The following is a 22,731-nucleotide window of genomic DNA, read 5'->3' on the forward strand; positions in this document are numbered from 1 at the left end:
AATAAAGTGAAACTTTAATCAGTGGGGGTTTTGTTCATCCCCCACTGATTATTAGGTGAACCAATCGGGCTGCCCGTTAATGCGGGATAAACTAGTATACTCGTATCTTGATGAGATAATTATCCATCAATCGTCCATCATTTTCTGACTAAATCTGTTTAATCTCGATATAAGGTCCTTTAATGTTTAATTTGTTAATATCATTAGATATATTGCCTACAGTTGATTTTTCATTAAAAGTATAGACCTTTTCACCATTTACAAAGATACCCCAATTTTTATCTTCGTAACTGATACCATAACCAGCATTGCTAGACGTAGCTTTGAGTTGATTTCCATTCATTGAAAGAGATAATTTCCCTTTTCCTTTGTTAAGTTTATCATTCACGCTGTTGATACTATTCATTTGTTCTTCAAGGGCTTTTTGGTTATCAAGAGTAACTTGATGATTTTTCCAGTCTAATTTATAGTGGTTCGTAAAGAATTCATTATATGTATCTTTATTATTTGTTCCCCACCATTTTGAACTTACCCATTCGATATTGTACTGATCTGAAATTCTACGATTTGTTATTTTTAAATCTGATGTAGTTTCTGTTTTATCAGCAGTAATAACCGCTACTACGTTTGGAGAAAAACCATATCCTGTTAAAGCTGGTACTGTATCTTTTGAAACAAAATTATTCGTTCCTTCATTATAACTACGTGATTTCATAAATAGTTGATTACCATAGAAAGTATTGAATGAATCACGATTATAAATTCCCCACTCTGGGAAATTAAATGATTGGAATCCTACTTTCCAATTTAATTTTTTATCTGTGTGAGTCTCTAATACCGTTTTATAATCTACTTGATCATAAGATACACTTTCTTTCCAAGCAAAGCTACCTGTGATACTTGCATCGGCATTTGGCCCTTTATCATTTACTCCTACTTTAACACTTCCACCAAGTGTATACCCTACCTCAGAAGTGACCTTTGCTGAAGTCATTGTATTAACTGGGGCAGCTTTATGGAATTGAGCACTATCACCACTTGTTATTTCTGCTTCAGTATGATAGGCTGATGGCCATTTTAAACCTGCGTTATAGTATCCGCTATTAATTGTATATTTAGCATCTATATTACTACCATCAGTGGTAACAATTGCAATCTTTTTATCTGCGTAAGGATCCTCAATAAAAGAAACTTTTATTGAATTTTTGATATTCTGCTTCATGTCATAAGTAGTTTTAAAACTATTATAGACCTTCCCACCATTTTGAAGATTTTCCACAGTTCCTTTAGAATCTGCAAATGCAGATGTTGCTTGTAAACCAAATGATCCAGACATAATAACGGACACTACCGCAACGCATTTAGCTATTTCTTTTGCTTTTTTCATACAGACAGCCACTCCTTCTTAAACATTTAAAAGATATAAATATATTATTTCTAGTTCACAAAAATAGAGATAGATTCATAGCCATACAATATAGAAATTCATTAACTTTTATGACACTAACTAAAAACACATGTTTCACTAATCTTCCTCTCACTATTATTGATAACTATTATCAACATTATTAAAACATAAAATAACGATTCAAACAACAATTTTAAATACAAATTTAAAATTGTTGTTTGAAAAACTGCAAAAAAATTATAGAATTCTTCATTTCGAGAATTACTATATTTTCAATTACTTATTACAGCCTATATTCAGATACATTATTTCCTTTCCATTCATAATAATCTAAAATTCCTTCATAAATGGCTTCTGCTGCAATTTGTCTGCCATTTTCCGTAGATAATTTACTGTAATCAATACCATTATCTATAAACGCCAGTTCCGTCAACACAGCTGGCATGTCATTTTCTCTTATAACATGAAGGTCTCCATGTTTAACTCCTCTATCTCGTGTTTGAAGTGCCTCTACTAAACGTGTTTGAATTTTTTCCGCTAAAACACGACTTTCTTCCACATGAGGATTTGTTTTTTCGGATTTAGAAGATTTATAGTAATATGTTTCTGTCCCTTTTGCATTACCATTAAAAGCATTTGCATGTACGCTTATAAAGATATCACCCTGATTTTTCTTAGCAAATTTAACACGTTCCTGTAAAGAACTTTTTTGATCATGTCCTGGTCTATTATCAGATTGACGAGTTAATAAAACTGTAAATGGTGTATGCTTTTCAAGTAATTGTTGTAGACGTAAAGAAGTGTCTAGTACAATCTTACTTTCAGGTAATCCCTTTGTGGATTTCCCAGGATCTTCGCCACCATGTCCAGGATCAATAATGATTATTTTGCTTTCTAATGGGTTTTTTGGACGATGTTGCATCATATCTGTTTTTGCAGTAAGTTGAGCAGCTTCAGCACGTGTTATAAATCTATTTGGTTGCCAACCGTTCTCAGTACCATTAGAAATTTTCAAACCGATTAAAATATTGGCATATTTTTCTCCCCAATGGCCTTTTAAATCTTCAAATTTAACCTGCTCGTTATGATTTGGTGTGCTTTGTAGTTTATATGCATTTACTAGCATCGTAGCCATAGCAGCGCGAGTTACTTTTCCGGATGGATTGAAGATTCCATTACCCTCACCTTTAACAATACCAGCTTTTTCAGCAGCAGCAATATACGGAGTAGCCCAGTGGTTTTGTGAATCTGTAAATGATGGTTTTGCATTAGAGTCAATTTGTATACCTAAAACTTTTGTCATAATTTTTGTAGCTGAAGCTCTGTCTAATGAGTCATTTGAACCGAAAGTTCCGTCTGGATAGCCATTCAATACCTGTTTATCAACTAAATAATTAACGGATTTGTCCGCCCATGCAGGAACATCTGGGAACTTATGAGTATTTGCAAATGTATTAGATGAGTAGGATAATAAACTTCCAGCAAGAATTCCTGTAGCAATTAATTTGTATTTCAAAATGAACACCTCTATCAAGTTATTACAATTTGGTAAATATATCATTTATAATTAATCTTTAAATAATACGACCTTGAATAAAGAATAGATTAATTCGTTAATATTAATATATAACGGATAACGAATTTAAAATCGAACTATTACTCTAAAAATAATCCTCGGACATACACTTATAGATAGAGATTATTAAATATACTCACCAACATCGTGTAACCAGTATAGTTACTTATACATACGAGTGTCAATTAAAATAACCTTACAATTTTGTAAGATAACCACCTTAATAGTAAACCAAGTAATTATTAAATATTATAAATAGTTACTAGATATAATAAAATAACAATCTTAAATTTTGAACAAAGACTAATTATTTTAATAGGAAAATAACTTATAACCACCGCATTTTCAACAATGCTTTTGAATCCTACTTTACTCTATAATTCTCTGTTATATCCCAACGTGAATGCTCCTATAATATAGGCGATTGCTGCAATGAATACTAGTATTTCCTCAAAAAACATCTCTAGAAGCCACCTAAAGTAGCCTTTATTAATACACTCACACAATCCATCTTTTCACTCCCTTAAGACATCCTCAAATTTTACAAGGACTGAAAAAAGAAGAGGGATACCTTCCCTCTTCACCAAAAAATTAAAAAACACCTTAATTTATATCCCCTGCCTTTTACAATCTCACGTCTATTGATAGCCAGTTTAATTCTTCAATTCTATTTTCATAGATTCATGTATTCTTCTAAAGTCTGCTTTTGTTTATATATATTTTCAGCAATATCTCCTACATAGCGAATATGCCAAGGTTCATAGGCATAACCTGTAATACTTTCCTTTCCCTTAGGATAACGAATGATAAACCCTGCGCGATGCGCGTTTTCTTTCAGCCATTTTCCTTCCTTCGTATTAGCAAAGGATAACTCTAGTTCATTGTTCGCACTTTTAGAAGAAACGTCCATTGTTAACCCTGTTTGATGTTCGCTATGTCCTGGTTTTGCCGAGAAGCGATCCGTATGCTCTTGTCCTTTTCTTTTCACATTGTTTGCATACAGTCGTTGTTGATAGTCATAGGAACGAAATCCCGAAACAGCATTTAACTGAATCCCCTCCTGCTTTGCTAAATCAAATAACTTTTCCAGTGCTTCTGCCGCCTCTTTACGGAGGTGGCTCTTTTCTACCGTTCCACTAAATGAGAATGGTACATTTGGTACAACTAAATCCTCTGGTTTATAGTCTTCGGGTAATCCATATTCCTTATTAACTACAGCCTGTATACTAGCAAAAGAACTTTCATTGTATTTTGATTGCCCTTTTCCTCTACTATCTTTCTCTTTATTTATGGAGTTTTCACGAGATTCATAGTTCGTCTTATCTGGTTCTTTACCAATAGATTGATTGGTGTAAATTATAAAGATACCTAACATCATAATTACACAAATGAAAATCCCTACTAATTTAAGTCTCATTATTCATTTCCTTCCTGCAACTCTTACTATTTCTCGTTCATAATATCTCAACCATATCAAATTCATATTAATTTGAAGTGAACTTTTGTTCTTACCATATTTCTTAATAGAAAGACTGTATATCCTTCTATTTGTTTGACATCATTAAGATGCTCACAAATATAAATAAATTCTATTCCTACATATAGATAAAAAATCTAAAAATTTATATAATAAGATCAGAAGTGTAGCGTATTATTATTGAAGGGTCTTGGTATAATGCTAGGCATTAATGTAAAAAAAACCAAATGAAGAGTTAATTATTTCATGGCAATTGGCGGAGATTACAATTCCATTACGTGATGTGATTGAGATTACCGAAGATGCTACCTATGCTGGTGTTGAGGAAGTAGATGTCATACGTATTGGAACAGCTTATGGAACAACAGACCGTATTTTAATTAAAACAGTAAAACAAAATTATGTATTATTTACTACAAATAAATTTGCTATTTTAAATGCCATTCACGCTTAAATATAGGAGTCTTCTTGGCTAAAATGATAAAAATAAGCACATCTTGTTATAAAAACAGATGTGCTTATTTTTTAATTTCTATGCATTTTTACGTTTTAAGAAAATCACTCCACCAACAATTAACAGTAATGCGCCTGCAGCCATAGAGATCCAACTTGTAAGATTAGTACCTGTTTGCGGTAACCATCCAATTTTAGATTGAATTTCTTGCTTAGGTTGTGGTTGTTCTTTTACTTGCTCGTTAGGCTGCTCTGGTGTTGGAGTATTTTTATCTGAATTTGGCTGTTCTGGTTTAGGTTGTTCCGGCTTTACCTCTTTAAATTTCACTGTTTGTCCCTTATCTTCAATTTCAGCGTGAATAGCTACTAATATATTATCTTGATACAGTTCTTCAAACACTACTACTTCTTTACCTTGTAATGCAGAAGCATTAAATGTGAAATCTAGTGTGATAGAACCATTCTTCTCTTTAGCAATAAACTTAGATTCTACTGTTACTTCTTTACCATCAACTAATAATGGCTTGTTTGTTGCTTTATCCATTAGTTTACCTTTTACAACATACTCTTTACCCACGATTAAGTCTTTGTATTCCACTTTATCTTGGATTGTTACAGATTTAGAAGCGTCTAACTCTTTAGAACCATCAGCTTTGTTTATAGCTGTCGTTTTAATAGAAGGTTCTACAAATCGAACTGTTTGACCTACATCGTTAATGTCAGCATGCGTTGTAATTACTTGCCCTTCATGTAATAAGTCTTCAAACACGACTACTTCTCTTCCTTGCTGTTCAGCACCAACAAAAGTAAAGTCTAATGTTACAAAACCGTTCTTTTCTTTTGCAGTAAACTTCGTTTCAGCTGTTACTTCTTTTCCATCAATTAATAATGGTTTGTTAATAGCTTTGTTCATTAGTTTACCTTTTACAGTGTACTCTTTACCTACAACTAAGTTAGTATACTCCACTTTGTCTTGAATAGTGATAGAATCCTTTGAATGAATCTCTTTTCCACCATCAGCTTTGTTTGTTGCTGTCGTTTTTACTGATGGCTTAACGAACTTAACTGTTTGACCTTTATCATTGATATCAGCATGTGTTGTAACAGTTTTTCCTTCTTTCAATAACTCTTCGAATACTACTACCTCTTTTTCTTCTAAACCAGTTGCATCAAATGTGAAGTCTAATGTAATAGAGCCATTTGCTTCTTTTGGTGTAAACTTCGTTTCAGCTGTTACTTCTTTACCATTTACAACTAATGGTTTATTAGTCTCTTTATTCATTAATTTACCTTTTAAAGTGTATTCTTTACCTACTTGTAGGTCTTTGTATTCCACTTTATCTTGGATTGTTACAGACTTAGACGTGTGCATTTCTTTTGTGCCATCTGTTTTATCAGTAGCTGTTGTTTTTATTGAAGGAATCTTTTCATCTTTGACAATGTGTTTAATGATTTGACCATTCTCTTTAATTTCAAAAGAGAACGTTTCTTCATTTAATACATAACCTTTTGGTGCAACAGTTTCTTTATATGTGTATTTTCCAAATGGTAATTTTTCAAATTTAGCGATTCCTTTATCGTCTGTTTTTCCTTTTACTACTTCTTTTCCTGTTTCGTTATAAATCGTAAATTCTGCATTTGGAAGCTTGTTATTTCCATCAGCTACATCTACCTTTGTAATTTCTAGATCACCTTTGATAAGATGATTAACTGCCAATAACTCAATAATCTTCCCATGTTCCTTTATTTCGAACATAATTGGTTCTTTAACAAGAACGTAACCATGTGGAGAAGCCTTTTCTACAAATGAATATTTACCATACGCTAAATCTTTGACGTTAATCTCGCCATTTTTATCTGTCTTATATTCCCCAACTACTTTTCCACTTTCATCTTTCAATTCAAATACTGCACCTTCTAATTTTTTGCTAATATCTTCATTATCTACTTTTAGTAATTTTACACTACCTTTCACTTCGGTATTTTCCACTGTAAAAGTAAGTGTTTTATTGTGCTCTTTAATTTCAAAAGGATACTTTGTTTTATTTCCAATATATCCATTAGGTGTTTTTGTCTCTAAGAAATAATACTTACCATACGTAAGACCTTCAACGTTTGCAATTCCATTTTCTTTTGTTACTACTTTTTGCACTTCTTTTCCATCTTCAGTAAAGACTGTGAATTCAACATTTGGTAAAACCTTTCCTGAATCACTGAGCTTTTTAATTTCGATGTTACCTTTTACTTTGTTATTTACTATTTGGACAGCTCCTGTTTCTCCTGTCTTAACTTCAATAGTTTGTGGTTTATCATCTGAAACATAGCCTGTTGGTGCTTTAATTTCTTTTAATGTGTAAGTACCAATTGGTAAGTTGTTTAATTCTGCCATACCATCAGCACCAGTCGTGATTTTTCCAACTGATTCATTATTTGCATTAAAGACCTCAAATACTGCACCAGCTAAAACTTCTCCATTTTCTCCAACCTTTTTAATTTTTAAAGAACCAGCTGCTTCCCAATTTACTGCAAGATCACTACTAAGCTTTTCTTCATTTCTTTCTAATAATACTGTAGCGTTCTGAACAGTATCCGTACCACGGTAAGCAATTGCTTGAACTTTAGTTAAATTAGCAGCTACACTTAAATTAAATTCACCCGTTTTTGTATTCTTAGGAATTTGGATACGAAATTTTTCTCCAACTGAAAGCTGATCTTTCACTTCTCCATTTTCACTAACAATTCTAACTCCATTAGGTGCATTTTTCGCTACTACCTTATAAGAACCACTCTTAGCATTTGTTTGTACTGAATATAGATTTGTTTCGAAGAATTCACCCTTTAATTCTGCTTTTTGCTTTTCAGCAGGAATCACATTCATAAAAACATCTTGAGTCTCTTCACTATTGTTAGCATTACTAATAATAGCCTTAGCTGCTTTTTCAACATTTTTATTCTCATGTTTTAATTCATTTACATCGAGTTGACCTAATGCATTCCAAACCGCAAGTTGCGTTGCATAATGCGCTTCATTTTTATTAGCTACTCCCAGCTGTTCAGCACTTTTTTGTGGGAAACCATTTAATAAGACTCTATATACTACATTATCTGTTTTCCCCATTTCAGGAAGATCTTCACCATTTGGTGATTTTAATCCAAGAGTTAAGCAATAAGCAATTTGACCACTTGAATTTTTAATCATTTCAGTGCGAATGTACTTACCTAGACTATTACTATAACTCCAGTCCATTGAATATTTCTCATGCGTCATAACCTCTGCACTAGCCCTAGGTAAAAATACATTAAGGAATAATGCCAGTACTGATAATAATGTAAAAACTCTTATAATGACTCTCTTACCCAATTTTGTAACCTCCCTAGAATAAATTAATCCGAGTATATATCGCAATATCTAAAACATTCACGATCGACCCGATTATCATTATAAAACAATAAATTACAAATATTAAATAATTTTAATTAAATAGTCAAAAAATTTACACATTTTATTATTTATCAAGTTTTTTAACGAATTTACTATATACAAATTCTAAAACACGCCTACAAGTTAAAAGACAAATATGTATGTTAAATATATAAATAGCAATTCCTTCACTTCAGTTATTAAGCTTTCCCACTATTAAAAATAGCCTTTTCATTTTCTGGTTAATCCGAGTAATTTATACACCTCTTTTAATCTATTAATTCTCTATTACGCTCCTTCATTGAGATATAAGGGTGACTCCTCATTTAAAGAATAAAGTAAAACTTTATTCAGCTCGATCCCCATCTAACTTCTTTACTTTCATTGAATTTTTGGGCGTGAGTCTTACTGCCCACAAATAGCGGGATACATTATGCAACATTGCATTTGATAATCATTTTCAATGTAACTATAATGATTACAGGGTTACTGTTAATCCAATATTCTACATGGAGGTTTTATTATGTTTAAAAAAATTATTGTATCTTCTATGGCGCTTACTATGTTCGGTGGAGCTGCAACTATGCTAGAGGTACCTACTGCTCAAGCAGCTTCTTATAACTCAACATCATCCTCTTACTTTGATGTTACTCCTGAAGAGGCCGTGGCTTTCTATCAATCTCAAGACTATAAAAAATTAAAAGTATTTTTGGATGACTTTGAAGCTAGAAACCCTTATACTCCTGGTGGAGGCTACGCTCAAGGTAGTGTACGTATGCAAAAATTCAACGATGCTCTTAGAGATGCTAAATTAACAAATGTCTATCAAGAATTTATTAGAATCTCATACTACAATCATTATCCAGAACCAAAATAATAACAACGGATTAAATGTTTATTATTTCTATAACTTAGCCTAATTTTAAATGTATAACCTAAAAATAATTACTAAAAACCACTCATATAAGAGTGGTTTTTCTATTTCCCCATATAATTTAGCGGAATGTTACATCATCTTTATTTTGATATCTTTTATAGTAGACATTCTCTCGTTGACACAATCTAGTAGGTTAGCAATGGAAATATCAAAATGTATTTATAATTGTTTTCTGTTTAATAGCAAAAAACGAACAGCCTCTCACAATTAGATAAGGTGCTCGTTTTCATTTTTATCGGTAATTCTCAATTCAATTTAGCTTCTTTCCAATAAGTAAAGATTAAATTAACTTAAAAGCAAAGCGTTTTAAATTTAATTCATAGATCTTACTGAAACTTGGAATTGCCCCTTAGAACCATCATCATTTGAAACGTAAATTTTATATGTTCCATTCGGTAATGGAGATAAAGCATTCCGTACATTTGTAACATTAATTTGTTGTTCTCCAGGTTTTATATAACCACCAACAATTAGCTCTGTATTTGGACCTTTTACACTATATCCCATTGTATTTTGACCATTATTTTTCATAGAGAAGCTTAAGTCAGTACTCCCATCATATACGAAAGAAGTTTCAGCCTCGCCACTATAATCCATTGTTTGGGTTAATAATAAGTCTGCAGAAACATGTTCAACTACATGAATTGGATCATTCGTTTTGTGTACTTCTTCAGCATAAGTATTATTCCCTAACACACCAAGTGTTAATGCTGAAACTACTCCACAACTAAGCACTAGTTTATTTAACTTCATTTTAAGTTCCCCCTTGATGTTTGTATTCAATTACCATCATACATCCTTTTCCAAGTGCGTTTTTATGTAATAATTCATATCTATAAACCTATATATCTTAACTCTTCACCTTAATAGTTATTGAGAAACCCACATAGATAAAGTTACAATATTACGCTTCATAAAAAACATGTAAATTTTAAATTCTTTTTCTAACAAAGTTTTATACGAGTAAGTACTAAAATACTCACATAAATAGCATTTCTATTTCAGATAAAATGTACTAATAAAATTTTTCTAAAATTTCACTTTGTAATTTGATATATTCCATGTTAATATAACGAAGGCTACAAAACAGGAGTCACCACGCATATCATTTTCACAGAATATTCATACTTAAAAAACCTTATTTTATCAGTAACTCAATCCAAATTTTACCTATACAAAAGTTAGTTTATAATTTCATATGTACATAAATTTAAATAGATTTTTTCTATTTTCCTTATCAATTTTAATACGAGTAATATAACAGCATGTTTTTCAAGTACCCTTCCTTTTTTAGATAAAAAGTCTACTAATACTAAACATCTATGTCCAACTCATACATAATTCTACTTACAAACTATCGGAGATGCAAAACTATGGGAATTTCTACTCTTTTATTAAATACCTTTATTATAATAATTTGTATCCTTAGCTATCACGTATTTTGGCTAGAGTTTAAAGAAAAAACAACATGTAATAATATGTTATTTTCTATCCTTTCCTCCATTGCTATTATTTTTTGTATGACTTTTCCTTTTCATTTACATGTGGGATTTATTTATGATTTACGTTTTATTCCTATAATATTAGTTTTTCTATATGGAAATACAAAAAACATTGTTTTTATAGGAATTTTATATCTTTCTTATCGGTTTTACTTAGGCGGAAATGGCGTTCTTCCATCATTTATTATCTTCACTATTATTTTTGGTATAACAATGCTCTTTCGTTACTTATTACCTATGTATGTTAAAGAAAAAAAAGTATTATTAAGCTTACTCCTTATTTTAGTATGTACAACTTCACTTTCTATTTGCGGTATTGTAACTCAAATACATACAGGAGGGAAAATAGACTCTACTCTCATAGAATTTTTATTAAATTACATAATCATTAATATTTTCACAGTATTATTATCAGTTTATTTAATAGAGGGAATGATTGAGAAATATAAAATGAAAGAAAAGCTACAACGAGCTGAAAAATTTTATATAGCTAGCGAACTAGCAGCGTCAATTGCACACGAAATCCACAATCCACTAACCACGGTACATGGATTCACTCAATTATTAAATGAAAAACATGCCTCTAAGCTATCTCAGGATCAATACTTAGAAATCATGTTAATTGAAATGCAGCAAATACAATCTACTATTAATAACTATTTATCTTTAACCAAACCACAGAACACCCTAAAAGAGAAAATAGATATTAATCACATTTTAAATCAAGTGAAAGATACTATTTCACCACTCGCTCTATCATACAAAGTTGAAATCAAACAAAATAGTACAGATTCCTTTTATATAAATGGGGACCCCGAAAAATTCAAACTCTGTCTAAACAACATCATCCAAAACGGAATTGAGGCTATGAAAAATGGTGGATTATTACAAATAAATATACAAAAAGTAAAAGGAAATATCATAATTGATATTATTGATTCAGGAATTGGGATGTCATCTCAACAAATAAAACGAATTGCTTTGCCATTCTATTCAACAACAGAAAAAGGAACTGGACTTGGTACTATGATTGCTTATAGTATTATTAAAGAATTAAACGGAGATATAGAGATAGAGAGTAACTTAGGTAAAGGGACACGCTTTTCTATTAGTATCCCTTACTAATGCGATAAAAATTTTCTGTTTAGTTAATTACATAAATGAATTTTAAGAATCCCGCTAGCGCTAGCTTACTTATTAATTATCTTAAATTCATGTGTGTTAATTAAAAATAATAAGGATCAGGGCTTATCTATTGTTACAGATATACTCTGATCCTTTAGTTTAATTCAATTAAAAACACTTAATATTTATAACTTTTCTTACATCGTGATGAAATACTAGTTCATCGACTTTATCTCATTTACTGATTAGATTTGTTTAATGTAAATATAACATCTCTCGACACTTAATTTGTTATTATCATTATAGACATTTCCTACAGTTGTTTTTCCATTAAAGTACAGACCTTGTGCCATTCATTGAAAAAGACAACTCCCTTTTTACTACTTCACTTCCACCGTATAATTCCCTGTCCCCCCGCCATACTGATACACATGTAAATAATACTTCCCTGGATACGTGTAGTAACTACCTACTAGTTTATTCCCTTGCTGCTGAGCATACGTAACATAATTATTTAAATCTGCTTCAGAATAAAGTACCCAGTTCATTCCGATATTATTTTCATTCGTTACGTTAATTTGAAGGTTTTTAGCAGTCTCCACATTAATTTCAAAGAAATCACTTGTATCGCCATTTCCTAAACTAGCACGTAAGACTTGATTTAACTGCAGTTTGTTTGCTGTTTGGAATGAGTTATTCGGTTCTTTTTCTACACTGTTATCTTCTTTCTTTTGAACAGTTACAGTCGCTGTAGCAGTATTAGTTGCTCCTTTATCGTCTGTTACCGTTAATTTCGCCGTATACGTTCCTTCTTTTATATATACGTGAGTTGGATTTTGCTCATTACTTACAGTACCGTCTCCAAACTCCCATTTATATGAAATAATTTTCCCGTCTTCATCTTTTGATCCGTCGCTTTTAAATGAAATTGCTTCATTTACATTTCCACTATACGGACCGTTTATAACCGCAACTGGCGCTTTATTCTCTGCACCTTCTTCTGTATTAATACCGTGGAACACAACATCATATTCAAATTGTCCTGATGCATTCACGCGATAATTTACGAAGTATGCTGTTACTGTTTTATAACCTGTCCATTCTTTTGCACTTAAACGTTTTAACGTATCATTAACGTTTTGTGTAATTGTTTTCCAGTCTTCATATTCTCCTTTTGCTGCAGTTCCTGTATATGTTCCTTGTAGTGTGAATGTATTAAAGAACTGTGATTTATTTTTCTTCACTGATACATTTTTCAATTTTGCTTCCGCCGTTATTTCTGCCGCAATATCTGAAACTGGTTTCGGTGCATGATTTGCTAAATAATCGTCTGATACTAATGGCACGTTATATTTCTCACGATTATCAACTAGCATTTGCATATAGTCTTGATAATCTTTATTTAAATTCGCATCTTTACTTAATGTAGAGCGATATGCATCATATGCTGTTACATCATTTTTCCTAATAAGATCATGTATTTTATCAAACATATCATATCTCTTATTGTACATATAAGATTGTAAAGCAAAGGAATAATTATAGAAATCCCACGTTCCATACTTTGCATTTAACGTTCGCTCTGCCGTATAACGCTCTGCTGGATTTGAAGATAATCCTCCTATAATACTCTTTCTCGGTACAACATTATCCGTTCTCGTTGCCCCTGCAAAAAATTCAGCATTCCCTTCTTCAAACCAAGATAATCTTTCATTTTCATATATTTTTCCTTGTCCCCATAACCCTGGTACTTCATATCTACCTTGTAAATAATGTGTGAACTCGTGTCGGAATAATTCTTCTAAACTATAAATACTTTCTTCTGGCGTACGCTCATAAGTAAAGAACGTACCTGTTCCTTCTATATAAAGACCACCGTTATTCGTTTCATATCCGTACAATTGACGATTAAATTGATATTCTGCTGGGCTATTATAAATAACCATCGTTAATACATCATCAGGATTTCCTTTTTCTAAAGGTTGATCACTTTCAACCGTACGATGGAATTGTGCCTTCACTTCTTTTGCCGCCCAATATAAACGTTTTACTTTTTCTTCTGTCACTTTATCTCCAGCTTTTAAAACAATTGCCCCATCATCAAACGTATACGTTTTTGGCAAATATTTTTTCTTTCCATCTTCTCTTATTTGATCTAAATTCACCACTTTACCATTTGCATCTTTTCCGCCATAATTCGTTGCGATTTGCTCAGCAGCTACGAAATATTGCTCCCCTAAATACGGATAAATTTTCATCGCATCTGTTACAACTTGTAACCCTTTCGTTCCTGTACTATGGAACGTACCGAGTCTACCTGTATAATAAATGCCATTATTAATAAGCCAACCGTTTTTTGCTGTAATCGTTCCCATTAATGCAAAACGACTTAATTCATTAATATAACTATCTATTTTCTGATACCATACTGTATCTTTCGGTGCTTTCCTCGTATCGTACAAATACGATTGAATGTCGTAGTCAACACCTTGCATAATATCGTAAATAGCATTTCCAGCTGAAAGATTATCTACTAATGTAGAAAAATTATCATTATATTGTTTAAAAATTTTTGCAGCTGATGTTATCGTTTCCACATCACTCGAAGCGTTTCCTATTAACTTTCCGTATGATGATACCACTCTATTTTGCTCTAATGTACCCAGCTTGAAATTTGAATTGTTAGCCATCGCTTTTAATGCAGGTAAGCATTTATTATGATAACTTCGTTCATTTAATTTACTAAGTTCCGAATTATAAAATCCTAAATAAAATCCTGAACGTAATACCTCTACTAATGTCTCAATCCCTTTTGAATCATCCTTCGTATAGGCTTGTCCTTGCTGCTTCAATTTATCAATAATCGCCTGCATTCTACTATCATTTTGATAGAATGCTAGACTGTCTGTATTAAACTGAAATAGCCCCGTAATCTGCTCCCAATCAATTGTTACAAGTAAATCTACTAACTGCTGATTGCTTAATTGATTTAACTCAGCAATTGTATAAGTTTTCGCTACAGCTAATTGCTTACTTTCCTTTTTTAGCTCAGGCGGTCTTTGTGATAAATCGGCAAATTGTAGCCTTTTCTCAAAAGACTTGCTTTCGAGCACTTTCGATGAATGAGCTAATTCTTGTACTGGTAGTTGTACACCGACTGGCTCCATTTTGAGCACATTTCGATAAGAAACTTGCTCTCCCTTAGTATCTTCTGCCAAACTTACCCCTTGAAAACTCCCTAACATTAAACTAGCAAAACTTACCCCTACTAACATTTTTTTTGAATAGCCTTTCATACTCTCCCCTACCTTACATTTTTAGTGTCCCGCTCCATTATTTTACTATTTTTACTTTTTGTCCTGTATTGAGAAAAAATAAGGTAACGTTCACACATGTATCCATTCCATGTAAAATTAACGCTTGACTTTCCGTGCATTTTATATCAAAAAAAGATAGATAATAGCAAAATTCCTGCTACATCTATCCTCGTTTTCAACACTATGATTTTAACTTTATAAACGTAACTTCCGGTAATGTTTGCATATACTGAATAAACTCATTCTTTTCTTCTGACGATATATTTTTCAGTTGCATCCCTACCTTATAAACAGTTTCTGTACCTTGCTGTGAAGCTTCTACTTCATATAAAAGTATTGGAATACCTTTCACCTGTAGTGTTTCTAATATTTGTTGTACTGCTTCATGTTTATTTACAAACATTTGCACTGTTATATTTTGTGGAAATAAAAATTGCACTTTAAAAATACGACTTACAATTTCTAAACCAATTAAAACGAGAATCGTCGCTCCAATCCCTACTACATACATGCCAGCCCCAATTGCTAATCCAATTCCTGCTGTGGCCCATAAACCAGCCGCTGTCGTTAATCCTTTCACCGCCTGCTTTTGAATAATAATTGTGCCTGCACCTAAAAAGCCAACTCCACTAACGACTTGTGCTGCAATACGACTTGGGTCTAGAGACATATGCTCTTCAAACACAATATCTGAAAAGGCATATTTCGAAACAACCATTATTAACGCACTTCCTACCGCTACGAGGAAATGAGTCTTTAATCCAGCTTCTTTCGATCGAATTTCTCTTTCAATACCAATCATTGCTCCTAACAAGCCAGCAACACCGATTCGTATAATAAAATCAAAATCTACACTCACGGGCACTTCCCCCTTTCATTCATTATAGATAGATAAAACAAAAATTATCACAAACATCCATTTATCGATACGAAAGAATACCACTAAAACAAACTTAATACTCCGACCGTTTTATGTTAATATTTTAAATGTTAACATAAAATAAATAACTTCTAATTTTAAACCTCCACTAATTTTCTAAAAAAACAAAGGTGAATTACATGAAATTAGGTTGAGAAATTTCAGAAAACGCTTTCATTTTGTGTCATAATTTTTTTATAAAAACTACATAAATAAAGGAGCTTACTAACAATGAACGTCTCGTTACTTACACCTACTACTGATTTACAAGAAGAATACTTAGATTTCTATAACGAATGGAAAGATAGCGGTGAAACAATGATCCCGTGGGTTATCACAAAAAATCCTGCCAACTTCCCAGCTATGGTTCAAGAACTTCTCGATGCGCATAACGGAATAAATATCCCTGAAACTTGGGTACCAGATTCTACATATTGGCTCGTTACAGATAATAATAGAATTGTCGGAGCTGTTAATATACGTCATCGTTTAACTGAACATCTATTTAACGCTGGCGGTCATATTGGTTATGGCATTCGCCCTTCTGAAAGAAGAAAAGGTTATGCTACGAAGTTACTAGCATTATCATTAGAAAAAACGAAGGAATTAGACATCACGAAAGTACTTGTCGTTTGCGACGCAGTGAATACCGCTTCTGAAAAAACAATTTTACATAACGGCGGGATTCGTGATGATGATTTCACTGAGGAAGATGGGATTGTAGTAAGAAGATATTGGATTGAGCTATGAATCACTCATTAAACGAAAGTAATCTCTCCTTAGAAAGATATAGAGATAATAATGAATTAGAAGTAAGAAAACTAATTGATTTATACAACGAAGAATATTCTCTGCTTAACTTATTACGAAACAATAAAACAAACTGCGCGTATGTTGCCTACTATAAAAAAGATGTAGTGGGTATCTTTTTCGCCTGGAACAGTAACTTCCATCCATACTGCACATACTTTCGAATATACACGAACCCTTTCTATTCAGAGCTACATATTGAACAATTCTTATTTACTGAGATTCAAAAACGAGAACAATTTAATTTACCATTCCAAACTTCTATATGGGAAACGTCAGCTCATTTAAAAGCTTATTATGAACAAAATAATTTTATTGAAATCCGAAGAACATATATGCCAATATTAGACTTACAAAAAATAGTTCCTATCGATATAGTTCCTAATTCAAATTATCATTTACAAACTTTATCAAACATCGTATCTAATAGTAACTTACTAGAAAAACTAGCCTACTTAGTAAAAGGCATTTACAAGCAAACCCACTTAGCAAATCCCGTTGCCTTATATCCTCTCGAAACTTGGAAAAAAAAGATCTTAGCTGATGACGTGTTATTAGATGGGAGCTTTCTAATTATAAGTGAAGAGAACGAAATTATTGGGTACTCTTTCCTCCATACATCGGAAAAGGATAATACGTTAGAACTAGGATGGTGCGGAACTCACACTACAGACAATTTACCATTACTAAAAATTCTCGTTTTCGAACAAATTATGTATGCAAATAAACACGGCTATTCTTTCATTCAAGGTGAATTCGATTCAACTAGTATATATGCAATGGAAATATTAAAATCCTTCCCTTTTAACCCTTGTGCTACTTGGATTACGTATCAAAAAGAAGCTAGAAAGTGATTAAACACTTTCTAGCTTCTTTTTTTATACTGCTTTTATTTCAAACTGCACTGTAATACCACTTGGATCTACTACCGCAAACCCATTTGTAGTTTCATTTATTTCATGTTGTTTTTCTATTAATCTTTCTTTCACTTCATCTAATGCTTCTTTATGCGGTAGTACAATCGCATATACCTTTAGTCCAGTTGCATGTACTGGTGGGTGTGGATTGTTTACTCCGTTCCACGTATTTGCACCAATATGGTGATGATATCCCCCTGCTGAAATAAATAAGCAATCCTCTTCACGCTGTTGTACTTCAAAACCTACTGTTTCCACATAAAATTCATGTGATTTCTCTACATCAGCTATTCGTAAATGTACGTGCCCAACGACAGTATTAGCAGGCAAACCAGCAAACTCATAATCAACGAGTGTTGCCAATTCTTTTAAATCAAGTGGTGTACTTCCTCCTGGCCCTTCTCCCCATTGATCGCGCGGACGGTCTGCATAAATTTCAATACCATTCCCCTCTAAATCTTGCAAATAAAAAGCTTCGCTATATGTATGATCACTTGCACTATTAAACCTTGAAATTGGTAAAATTTCATTTGAATATGTATAACGCCCTTCTTGCTCAGCCGGGCTGTCAATTACATTCTTATTACGAAGAACCCCAAATAGCGTAGAAGCAAAAGCTTCACGAGTCGGAACTAAAAAGGCTACATGATATATACCAGTCGTACGCGGTTCTTGCAGTACCCCGTCCTCTAACTTTTCAAGAACAAGTAACGCGTTCTTTCCACCTTTTCCAGATAAATATGCTTTATTTCCCTCTTGCTTAATTACCTCTAAGCCTACAACATTTTCATAAAAAGCAATTTGACGCTCTAAATCTTTCACTTTAAATTCAACATGACCAATACGTGTTTTCGGATGAATTTGTACCATGAATAACTTCCTCTCTAGTTTCCTTTAATTTTTTATATCAGTTGATAGGCGATAACTCCATTCAACGAATACACCTTAATTTTGTTTTTTCGTAGCATCAACTTTTAGCCATTTTTTCGATATATCACTTAATGTGCCATCTTTCTCTAATTCTTTCAACGCTTTATTTATATCTTCTAACTTTTCACTCTTTTTTGCAAATGGAAATGCAATCTCTCCCCATTCAAGTGGGCCAAATCCTATTTTGACGTTGTCCAATTTCGCCTTTGTTATAGTTGTTTCTACTTGAACTTTATCATTATAATAGGCATCGACGCGTCCAAGTCCTACTTCATTCAATTCCGCTGTCGGATCCTCTGAGAACGTTTTAATTGTAAAAGCATTATTTTTATTTAATGCTTTTAATTCTTGCTCTCCAGCTGTACCAAGCCCGACACCTACAGTCTTACCTTTTAAATCTTCTAGCGATTTAATGGTATGATTATCTTTCTTCACCGCGAATACAGAACCAGAATACACGTACGGAATTGAAAAATCATATTTCTTTTTTCTTTCCGGAGAAACTGATAGTTCATTTGCAATTGTATCAATTCGTCCTGAATCTAATAAGCCAAATAATCCCTCAAAATCAGAAACATTCCATTCTACTTTATACCCAGCCTTTTTAGCAGCCGCTTCAATAATTTCAGCATCAAAGCCTTTTACTTTCTCACCTTCTTTAAAAATAAATGGACTACGACCTGCAGATGTCCCAACTTTTACTACTTTTTCATTTGTTGTTTCGCTTGCTGTATTTGAACCACAAGCTGATAAAACTCCAACTGATACTGTTAATGCTAATGTTAGTAATAATGATGATTTCCTCACAATTCTTCCTCCTAAATAACGAAATGATTGCCTTCTTCTGAAGCATTCAATTGTCGTAAAAACTTTTTCGTACGTTCATTTTGTGGGTTTCGGAAAATTTCTTCTGGTGTTCCCTGCTCTACAATAATGCCATCAGCCATAAATATAACGCGATCCGCCACCTCTTTTGCAAAATTCATTTCATGTGTAACAACAACCATCGTTATGTGCTGCCTTGCCAAGTCTTTAATAACTTGCAATACCTCATTCACCAATTCTGGATCAAGTGCGGAAGTCGGTTCATCAAACAATAATACTGCGGGATTTAAAGCCATTGCCCTAGCAATACCTATCCTTTGCTGTTGCCCTCCTGATAACATTGTTGGATAAAAATCTTCTTTATCAGCTAAGCCTACTTGTTTTAATATTTTTCTCGATATTCCCTTTGCCTCTTCTTCACTTTTTTTCTGTACAACCGTTAATGCCGTTGTAATATTTTGCAATGCTGTTTTATTTTTAAATAAATTATAATTTTGAAAAACCATTGCCGTTTTTTGACGCAATTGTATTATTTCTTTTTTATAAAGTCTCTTCGCATAAATCTCTAAATCTTCAATTCTAATACTGCCATCATTCGGTTGTTCTAATAAGTTTAAACACCTTAATAATGTCGATTTACCCGAACCAGAAGGTCCAATAATGACTACTACTTCTCCCTTATTTACAGTAAGTGAAATTCCTTTTAGTACTTCATTATGTTTGTAAGACTTATACAAATCTCTTATCTCAATCATATATATCACCTCATTTCTGTTACAAATATGGTGCATCTAGTTTCTTTTCTAACTTTTTCTGTCCCCAGCTAATTACGATTGTAATAATCCAATATACTATCGCTACCGCTAAATAACTTTCCATATAACGATATGATTGTGCCGCTAGCATTTTCGCTTGTGCTAAAATTTCAGCCACCCCAAGTGCAAAAGATAACGAAGATTCTTTTAACAATCCAACAAAATTATTTCCAAGTGACGGTACTGCGACACGAATAGCTTGCGGAAAAATAATTTGTCGCATCGCTTGCGCCTTTGTCATTCCAACTGATAAACAGGCATCCATTTGCCCTGATTCCACAGCATTTAATGAACCTCGAATAATCTCTGATAAATAAGCAGCATTATTTAAACTTAGGCCAATTAAAGTTGCTTGCATAGCTGTAAGCACTGTAAATGTCGGAAAGATTTGTGGTAATCCGAAATATAAAACAAACAATTGAACTAATAACGGGGTTCCTCTAAAGAAAGAGATATACACTCTTGCAATTGAATATAAATATTTCGTTTTATTTTTCGTTATGATCGCCAAGCCGATCCCTATAACGAAGGAAATAATCATTGAAACTACAGTAATCCCTAAAGTTATGTATACATATTTAAATAATTGCGGAAAACTTTCTAAAAAATACGTTACATCAAACTTCACTCTATCCCCCCTCTCTAAACAAAAAACTCTTCTTACGCATATAAGAAGAGTTAAATGTGAATCCATTTCTCCTCATCTTTCAAACGCCTATTGCGTTCGCTGGAGTTAGCACAGTACTTTGATACAGCCTGTTGCTGAGATTTCATCGGGCCAGTCCCTCCATCTCTCTTGATAAGAAAATCAATAAATTTTTCCATTTATTTAGTTGTTATTATGAAGAATACACCCCATTACTAATAATGTCAATAAGAAAACTATGAATTAAATTTAATGCTTTTTTTAGACTGTCTTACTCCTATTAAATTTCCTCCTGTTCATTATATCTTGAGGTGTAATATTGATTGCACAAAAAAGCCATTAATTCTATCAAACTTAGAAATAATGGCTTTTTTATAAAGGTATTATACTTATCTCATTTTATGTACTTCAGCAACTAGCTTTCCACCCTGAATGCCCATATAAAGCTTCACAGGTGCATCATTCGTATTTTCAAATACTAAATCTAAATATGGATATGCAATTGTAGCATCTCTTCCTTGTGGAACATAACCTACCGTTTTAGAATGTGTAGTTCTCTCCACCATTTTCAGGCCAGCTTGATCTGCTGCATTGTATAAAGTTGAAGATGTTTGACAAACACCACCGCCATATCCATCTACTAATTTACCATCAACTATTTCTTTCCCTAATTGATATCCTTTATCTGGTGTTGTATCACCGATTAATGAATTAAAAGAGAAACGGTCTCCTTTTGCTAACACAACTCCATTTATGCTCGCTGCTGACAAACGAATATTCTCAATACGGCCACCTGTTGAACCACCTAAGTTCGTTTCATATCTACCAATTACCGCACCATTTCCTTGCGCATCACTTAATGTTGCGACTGGTTTTTTCTCCACGATCGGCAACTGATACGTAGCATCCCACATACCAACATTTAACAATTTATCTACTAATTCTTTTTCCATTAATTCATAAGAAGGTTTTCCTTCTTGCCAACTTCCATCAGGTGCTATACGTGAAGGAACCATTTTTTTGTCGACGCTTTTTCCAACCTCACCAACAACCTTTGTTACAGACTTTTTAAATTTCGCTTCATCTTCGAAATAGCCTAAACCAGATAAATCTAATTTTTTCACTTCAGTACCAGTTCGGCCATCAACTAAACTAATAGTATCCTGCACTTCTGCTTTAGCCTCTACAGTGTGCCCACCAATATCACTTACCAATGCAACATCACTTACTTTTGCACCACAGCCACTCACTACAGCTACACATAACACCCCAACTAATATACCCTTTACTTTACGGAACAATATACTCTCTCCCTTTCCCCAACATCACTATTATGTATTTATTTCATTTTTATGTATGTTTTGTTACAATCATTTTACAATATGTTTATAAAATGTTACAAGTTATTTTTCACTCTATATAAATTACTCTTTTCTTTTATAAATGTCTATACATATTTACATAAAAGTTTGAGTTTGATAGAATTGTAACTTTTATGTAAACTCTCCCCTTTATCCAGTATATACCATTAAGCAAAAGAAATTCAAATCAAAAACCTTCAAGCTATTTTTTATAAAGTGAAACTTTAATTAGTGGGGGTCTTACTGCCCGTTAATGCGGGATAAAGAGAAATCTCATCAACATAAATAGGTA

Annotated in this window: 16 protein-coding genes, 1 pseudogene and 1 riboswitch; of the genes and pseudogenes, 5 read left to right on the top strand and 12 right to left on the bottom strand. The window is 32.8% G+C overall.

The features are described 5' to 3' along the window. Positions 1-148: 148 nt before the first annotated feature. The 3 genes from hlyII to ACODS7_RS13825 all read right to left on the bottom strand — a co-directional run bounded on the left by hlyII (position 149) and on the right by ACODS7_RS13825 (position 4,401). Positions 149-1,387, bottom strand: a complete 1,239-nt coding sequence (gene hlyII / locus ACODS7_RS13815) for a hemolysin II HlyII (RefSeq protein WP_043937930.1) — start codon at positions 1,385-1,387, stop codon at positions 149-151. Positions 1,388-1,691: 304 nt separating this feature from the next. Then, positions 1,692-2,924, bottom strand: a complete 1,233-nt coding sequence (locus ACODS7_RS13820; RefSeq protein ID WP_016080733.1) for an N-acetylmuramoyl-L-alanine amidase — start codon at positions 2,922-2,924, stop codon at positions 1,692-1,694. Positions 2,925-3,657: 733 nt separating this feature from the next. Further along, on the bottom strand, positions 3,658-4,401 hold the full coding sequence (locus ACODS7_RS13825; protein WP_029442983.1) for a M15 family metallopeptidase: 744 nt from the start codon (positions 4,399-4,401) through the stop codon (positions 3,658-3,660). 258 nt (positions 4,402-4,659) lie between these two features. On the opposite strand from ACODS7_RS13825, the pseudogene ACODS7_RS13830 reads away from it, so the two are divergent. Then, positions 4,660-4,915 (top strand): annotated as a pseudogene (locus ACODS7_RS13830) (SunI/YnzG family protein). Between the two features lie 78 nt (positions 4,916-4,993). On the opposite strand, the gene ACODS7_RS13835 reads toward ACODS7_RS13830, so the two are convergent. Further along, complete coding sequence (locus tag ACODS7_RS13835) at positions 4,994-8,275, bottom strand: VaFE repeat-containing surface-anchored protein (protein WP_098137935.1); 3,282 nt, start codon at positions 8,273-8,275, stop codon at positions 4,994-4,996. 583 nt (positions 8,276-8,858) lie between these two features. Here ACODS7_RS13835 and ACODS7_RS13840 point away from each other — a divergent pair. Beyond that, complete coding sequence (locus tag ACODS7_RS13840; RefSeq protein WP_016080730.1) at positions 8,859-9,212, top strand: hypothetical protein; 354 nt, start codon at positions 8,859-8,861, stop codon at positions 9,210-9,212. Positions 9,213-9,584: 372 nt separating this feature from the next. On the opposite strand, the gene ACODS7_RS13845 is transcribed toward ACODS7_RS13840, so the two are convergent. Beyond that, positions 9,585-10,025 (bottom strand): hypothetical protein, encoded by a 441-nt coding sequence (locus ACODS7_RS13845; RefSeq protein WP_000773517.1) that lies wholly within the window; start codon positions 10,023-10,025, stop codon positions 9,585-9,587. A 620-nt stretch (positions 10,026-10,645) separates the two neighbouring features. On the opposite strand from ACODS7_RS13845, the gene ACODS7_RS13850 reads away from it, so the two are divergent. Then, on the top strand, positions 10,646-11,899 hold the full coding sequence (locus ACODS7_RS13850; RefSeq protein ID WP_098137937.1) for a sensor histidine kinase: 1,254 nt from the start codon (positions 10,646-10,648) through the stop codon (positions 11,897-11,899). A 380-nt stretch (positions 11,900-12,279) separates the two neighbouring features. Here the strand turns inward: ACODS7_RS13850 and colA are convergent, their stop codons facing one another. Beyond that, positions 12,280-15,195 (bottom strand): collagenase ColA, encoded by a 2,916-nt coding sequence (gene colA / locus ACODS7_RS13855; protein ID WP_098629536.1) that lies wholly within the window; start codon positions 15,193-15,195, stop codon positions 12,280-12,282. Between the two features lie 202 nt (positions 15,196-15,397). After that, positions 15,398-16,075, bottom strand: a complete 678-nt coding sequence (locus ACODS7_RS13860) for an MgtC/SapB family protein (RefSeq protein WP_098629537.1) — start codon at positions 16,073-16,075, stop codon at positions 15,398-15,400. A gap of 291 nt (positions 16,076-16,366) precedes the next feature. Between ACODS7_RS13860 and ACODS7_RS13865 the strand changes: the two genes are divergently transcribed. Together ACODS7_RS13865 and ACODS7_RS13870 are read left to right on the top strand one after the other, a co-directional pair. After that, entirely contained in the window at positions 16,367-16,885 is a 519-nt protein-coding gene (locus tag ACODS7_RS13865; RefSeq protein WP_098137939.1) for a GNAT family N-acetyltransferase, read from the top strand. Then, the gene (locus ACODS7_RS13870; RefSeq protein WP_243168457.1) at positions 16,882-17,799 is read left to right on the top strand and encodes a GNAT family acetyltransferase; all 918 of its coding nucleotides are present in this window, start codon (positions 16,882-16,884) and stop codon (positions 17,797-17,799) included. The genes ACODS7_RS13865 and ACODS7_RS13870 overlap by 4 nt, the downstream gene beginning before the upstream one ends. 24 nt (positions 17,800-17,823) lie before the next feature. On the opposite strand, the gene ACODS7_RS13875 is transcribed toward ACODS7_RS13870, so the two are convergent. From ACODS7_RS13875 to ACODS7_RS13895, 5 genes are all read right to left on the bottom strand, one after another. Then, on the bottom strand, positions 17,824-18,732 hold the full coding sequence (locus ACODS7_RS13875) for a VOC family protein (RefSeq protein WP_098137943.1): 909 nt from the start codon (positions 18,730-18,732) through the stop codon (positions 17,824-17,826). Between the two features lie 75 nt (positions 18,733-18,807). Next, the gene (locus ACODS7_RS13880) at positions 18,808-19,599 is read right to left on the bottom strand and encodes an amino acid ABC transporter substrate-binding protein (protein WP_098629538.1); all 792 of its coding nucleotides are present in this window, start codon (positions 19,597-19,599) and stop codon (positions 18,808-18,810) included. 11 nt (positions 19,600-19,610) lie between these two features. After that, on the bottom strand, positions 19,611-20,372 hold the full coding sequence (locus ACODS7_RS13885) for an amino acid ABC transporter ATP-binding protein (RefSeq protein WP_016080723.1): 762 nt from the start codon (positions 20,370-20,372) through the stop codon (positions 19,611-19,613). Positions 20,373-20,391: 19 nt separating this feature from the next. Beyond that, on the bottom strand, positions 20,392-21,060 hold the full coding sequence (locus ACODS7_RS13890; protein WP_000667177.1) for an amino acid ABC transporter permease: 669 nt from the start codon (positions 21,058-21,060) through the stop codon (positions 20,392-20,394). Positions 21,061-21,129: 69 nt separating this feature from the next. After that, a riboswitch (SAM riboswitch) is annotated at positions 21,130-21,238 on the bottom strand. Between the two features lie 229 nt (positions 21,239-21,467). After that, positions 21,468-22,379, bottom strand: coding sequence for a VanW family protein (locus tag ACODS7_RS13895; protein ID WP_043937942.1), 912 nt, complete (start codon positions 22,377-22,379; stop codon positions 21,468-21,470). Between the last annotated feature and the right edge of the window lie 352 nt (positions 22,380-22,731).

It is taken from the genome of Bacillus sp. FG16, from assembly GCF_057809515.1.

Excerpts from the sequence above, each read along its gene's own strand:
- hlyII (WP_043937930.1), bottom strand. The coding sequence starts at position 1,387 with ATGAAAAAAGCAAAAGAAATAGCTAAATGCGTTGCGGTAGTGTCCGTT.
- ACODS7_RS13825 (WP_029442983.1), bottom strand. The coding sequence starts at position 4,401 with ATGAGACTTAAATTAGTAGGGATTTTCATTTGTGTAATTATGATGTTA.
- ACODS7_RS13840 (WP_016080730.1), top strand. The coding sequence starts at position 8,859 with ATGTTTAAAAAAATTATTGTATCTTCTATGGCGCTTACTATGTTCGGT.
- ACODS7_RS13845 (WP_000773517.1), bottom strand. The coding sequence starts at position 10,025 with ATGAAGTTAAATAAACTAGTGCTTAGTTGTGGAGTAGTTTCAGCATTA.
- ACODS7_RS13850 (WP_098137937.1), top strand. The coding sequence starts at position 10,646 with ATGGGAATTTCTACTCTTTTATTAAATACCTTTATTATAATAATTTGT.
- colA (WP_098629536.1), bottom strand. The coding sequence starts at position 15,195 with ATGAAAGGCTATTCAAAAAAAATGTTAGTAGGGGTAAGTTTTGCTAGT.
- ACODS7_RS13865 (WP_098137939.1), top strand. The coding sequence starts at position 16,367 with ATGAACGTCTCGTTACTTACACCTACTACTGATTTACAAGAAGAATAC.
- ACODS7_RS13870 (WP_243168457.1), top strand. The coding sequence starts at position 16,882 with ATGAATCACTCATTAAACGAAAGTAATCTCTCCTTAGAAAGATATAGA.
- ACODS7_RS13875 (WP_098137943.1), bottom strand. The coding sequence starts at position 18,732 with ATGGTACAAATTCATCCGAAAACACGTATTGGTCATGTTGAATTTAAA.
- ACODS7_RS13885 (WP_016080723.1), bottom strand. The coding sequence starts at position 20,372 with ATGATTGAGATAAGAGATTTGTATAAGTCTTACAAACATAATGAAGTA.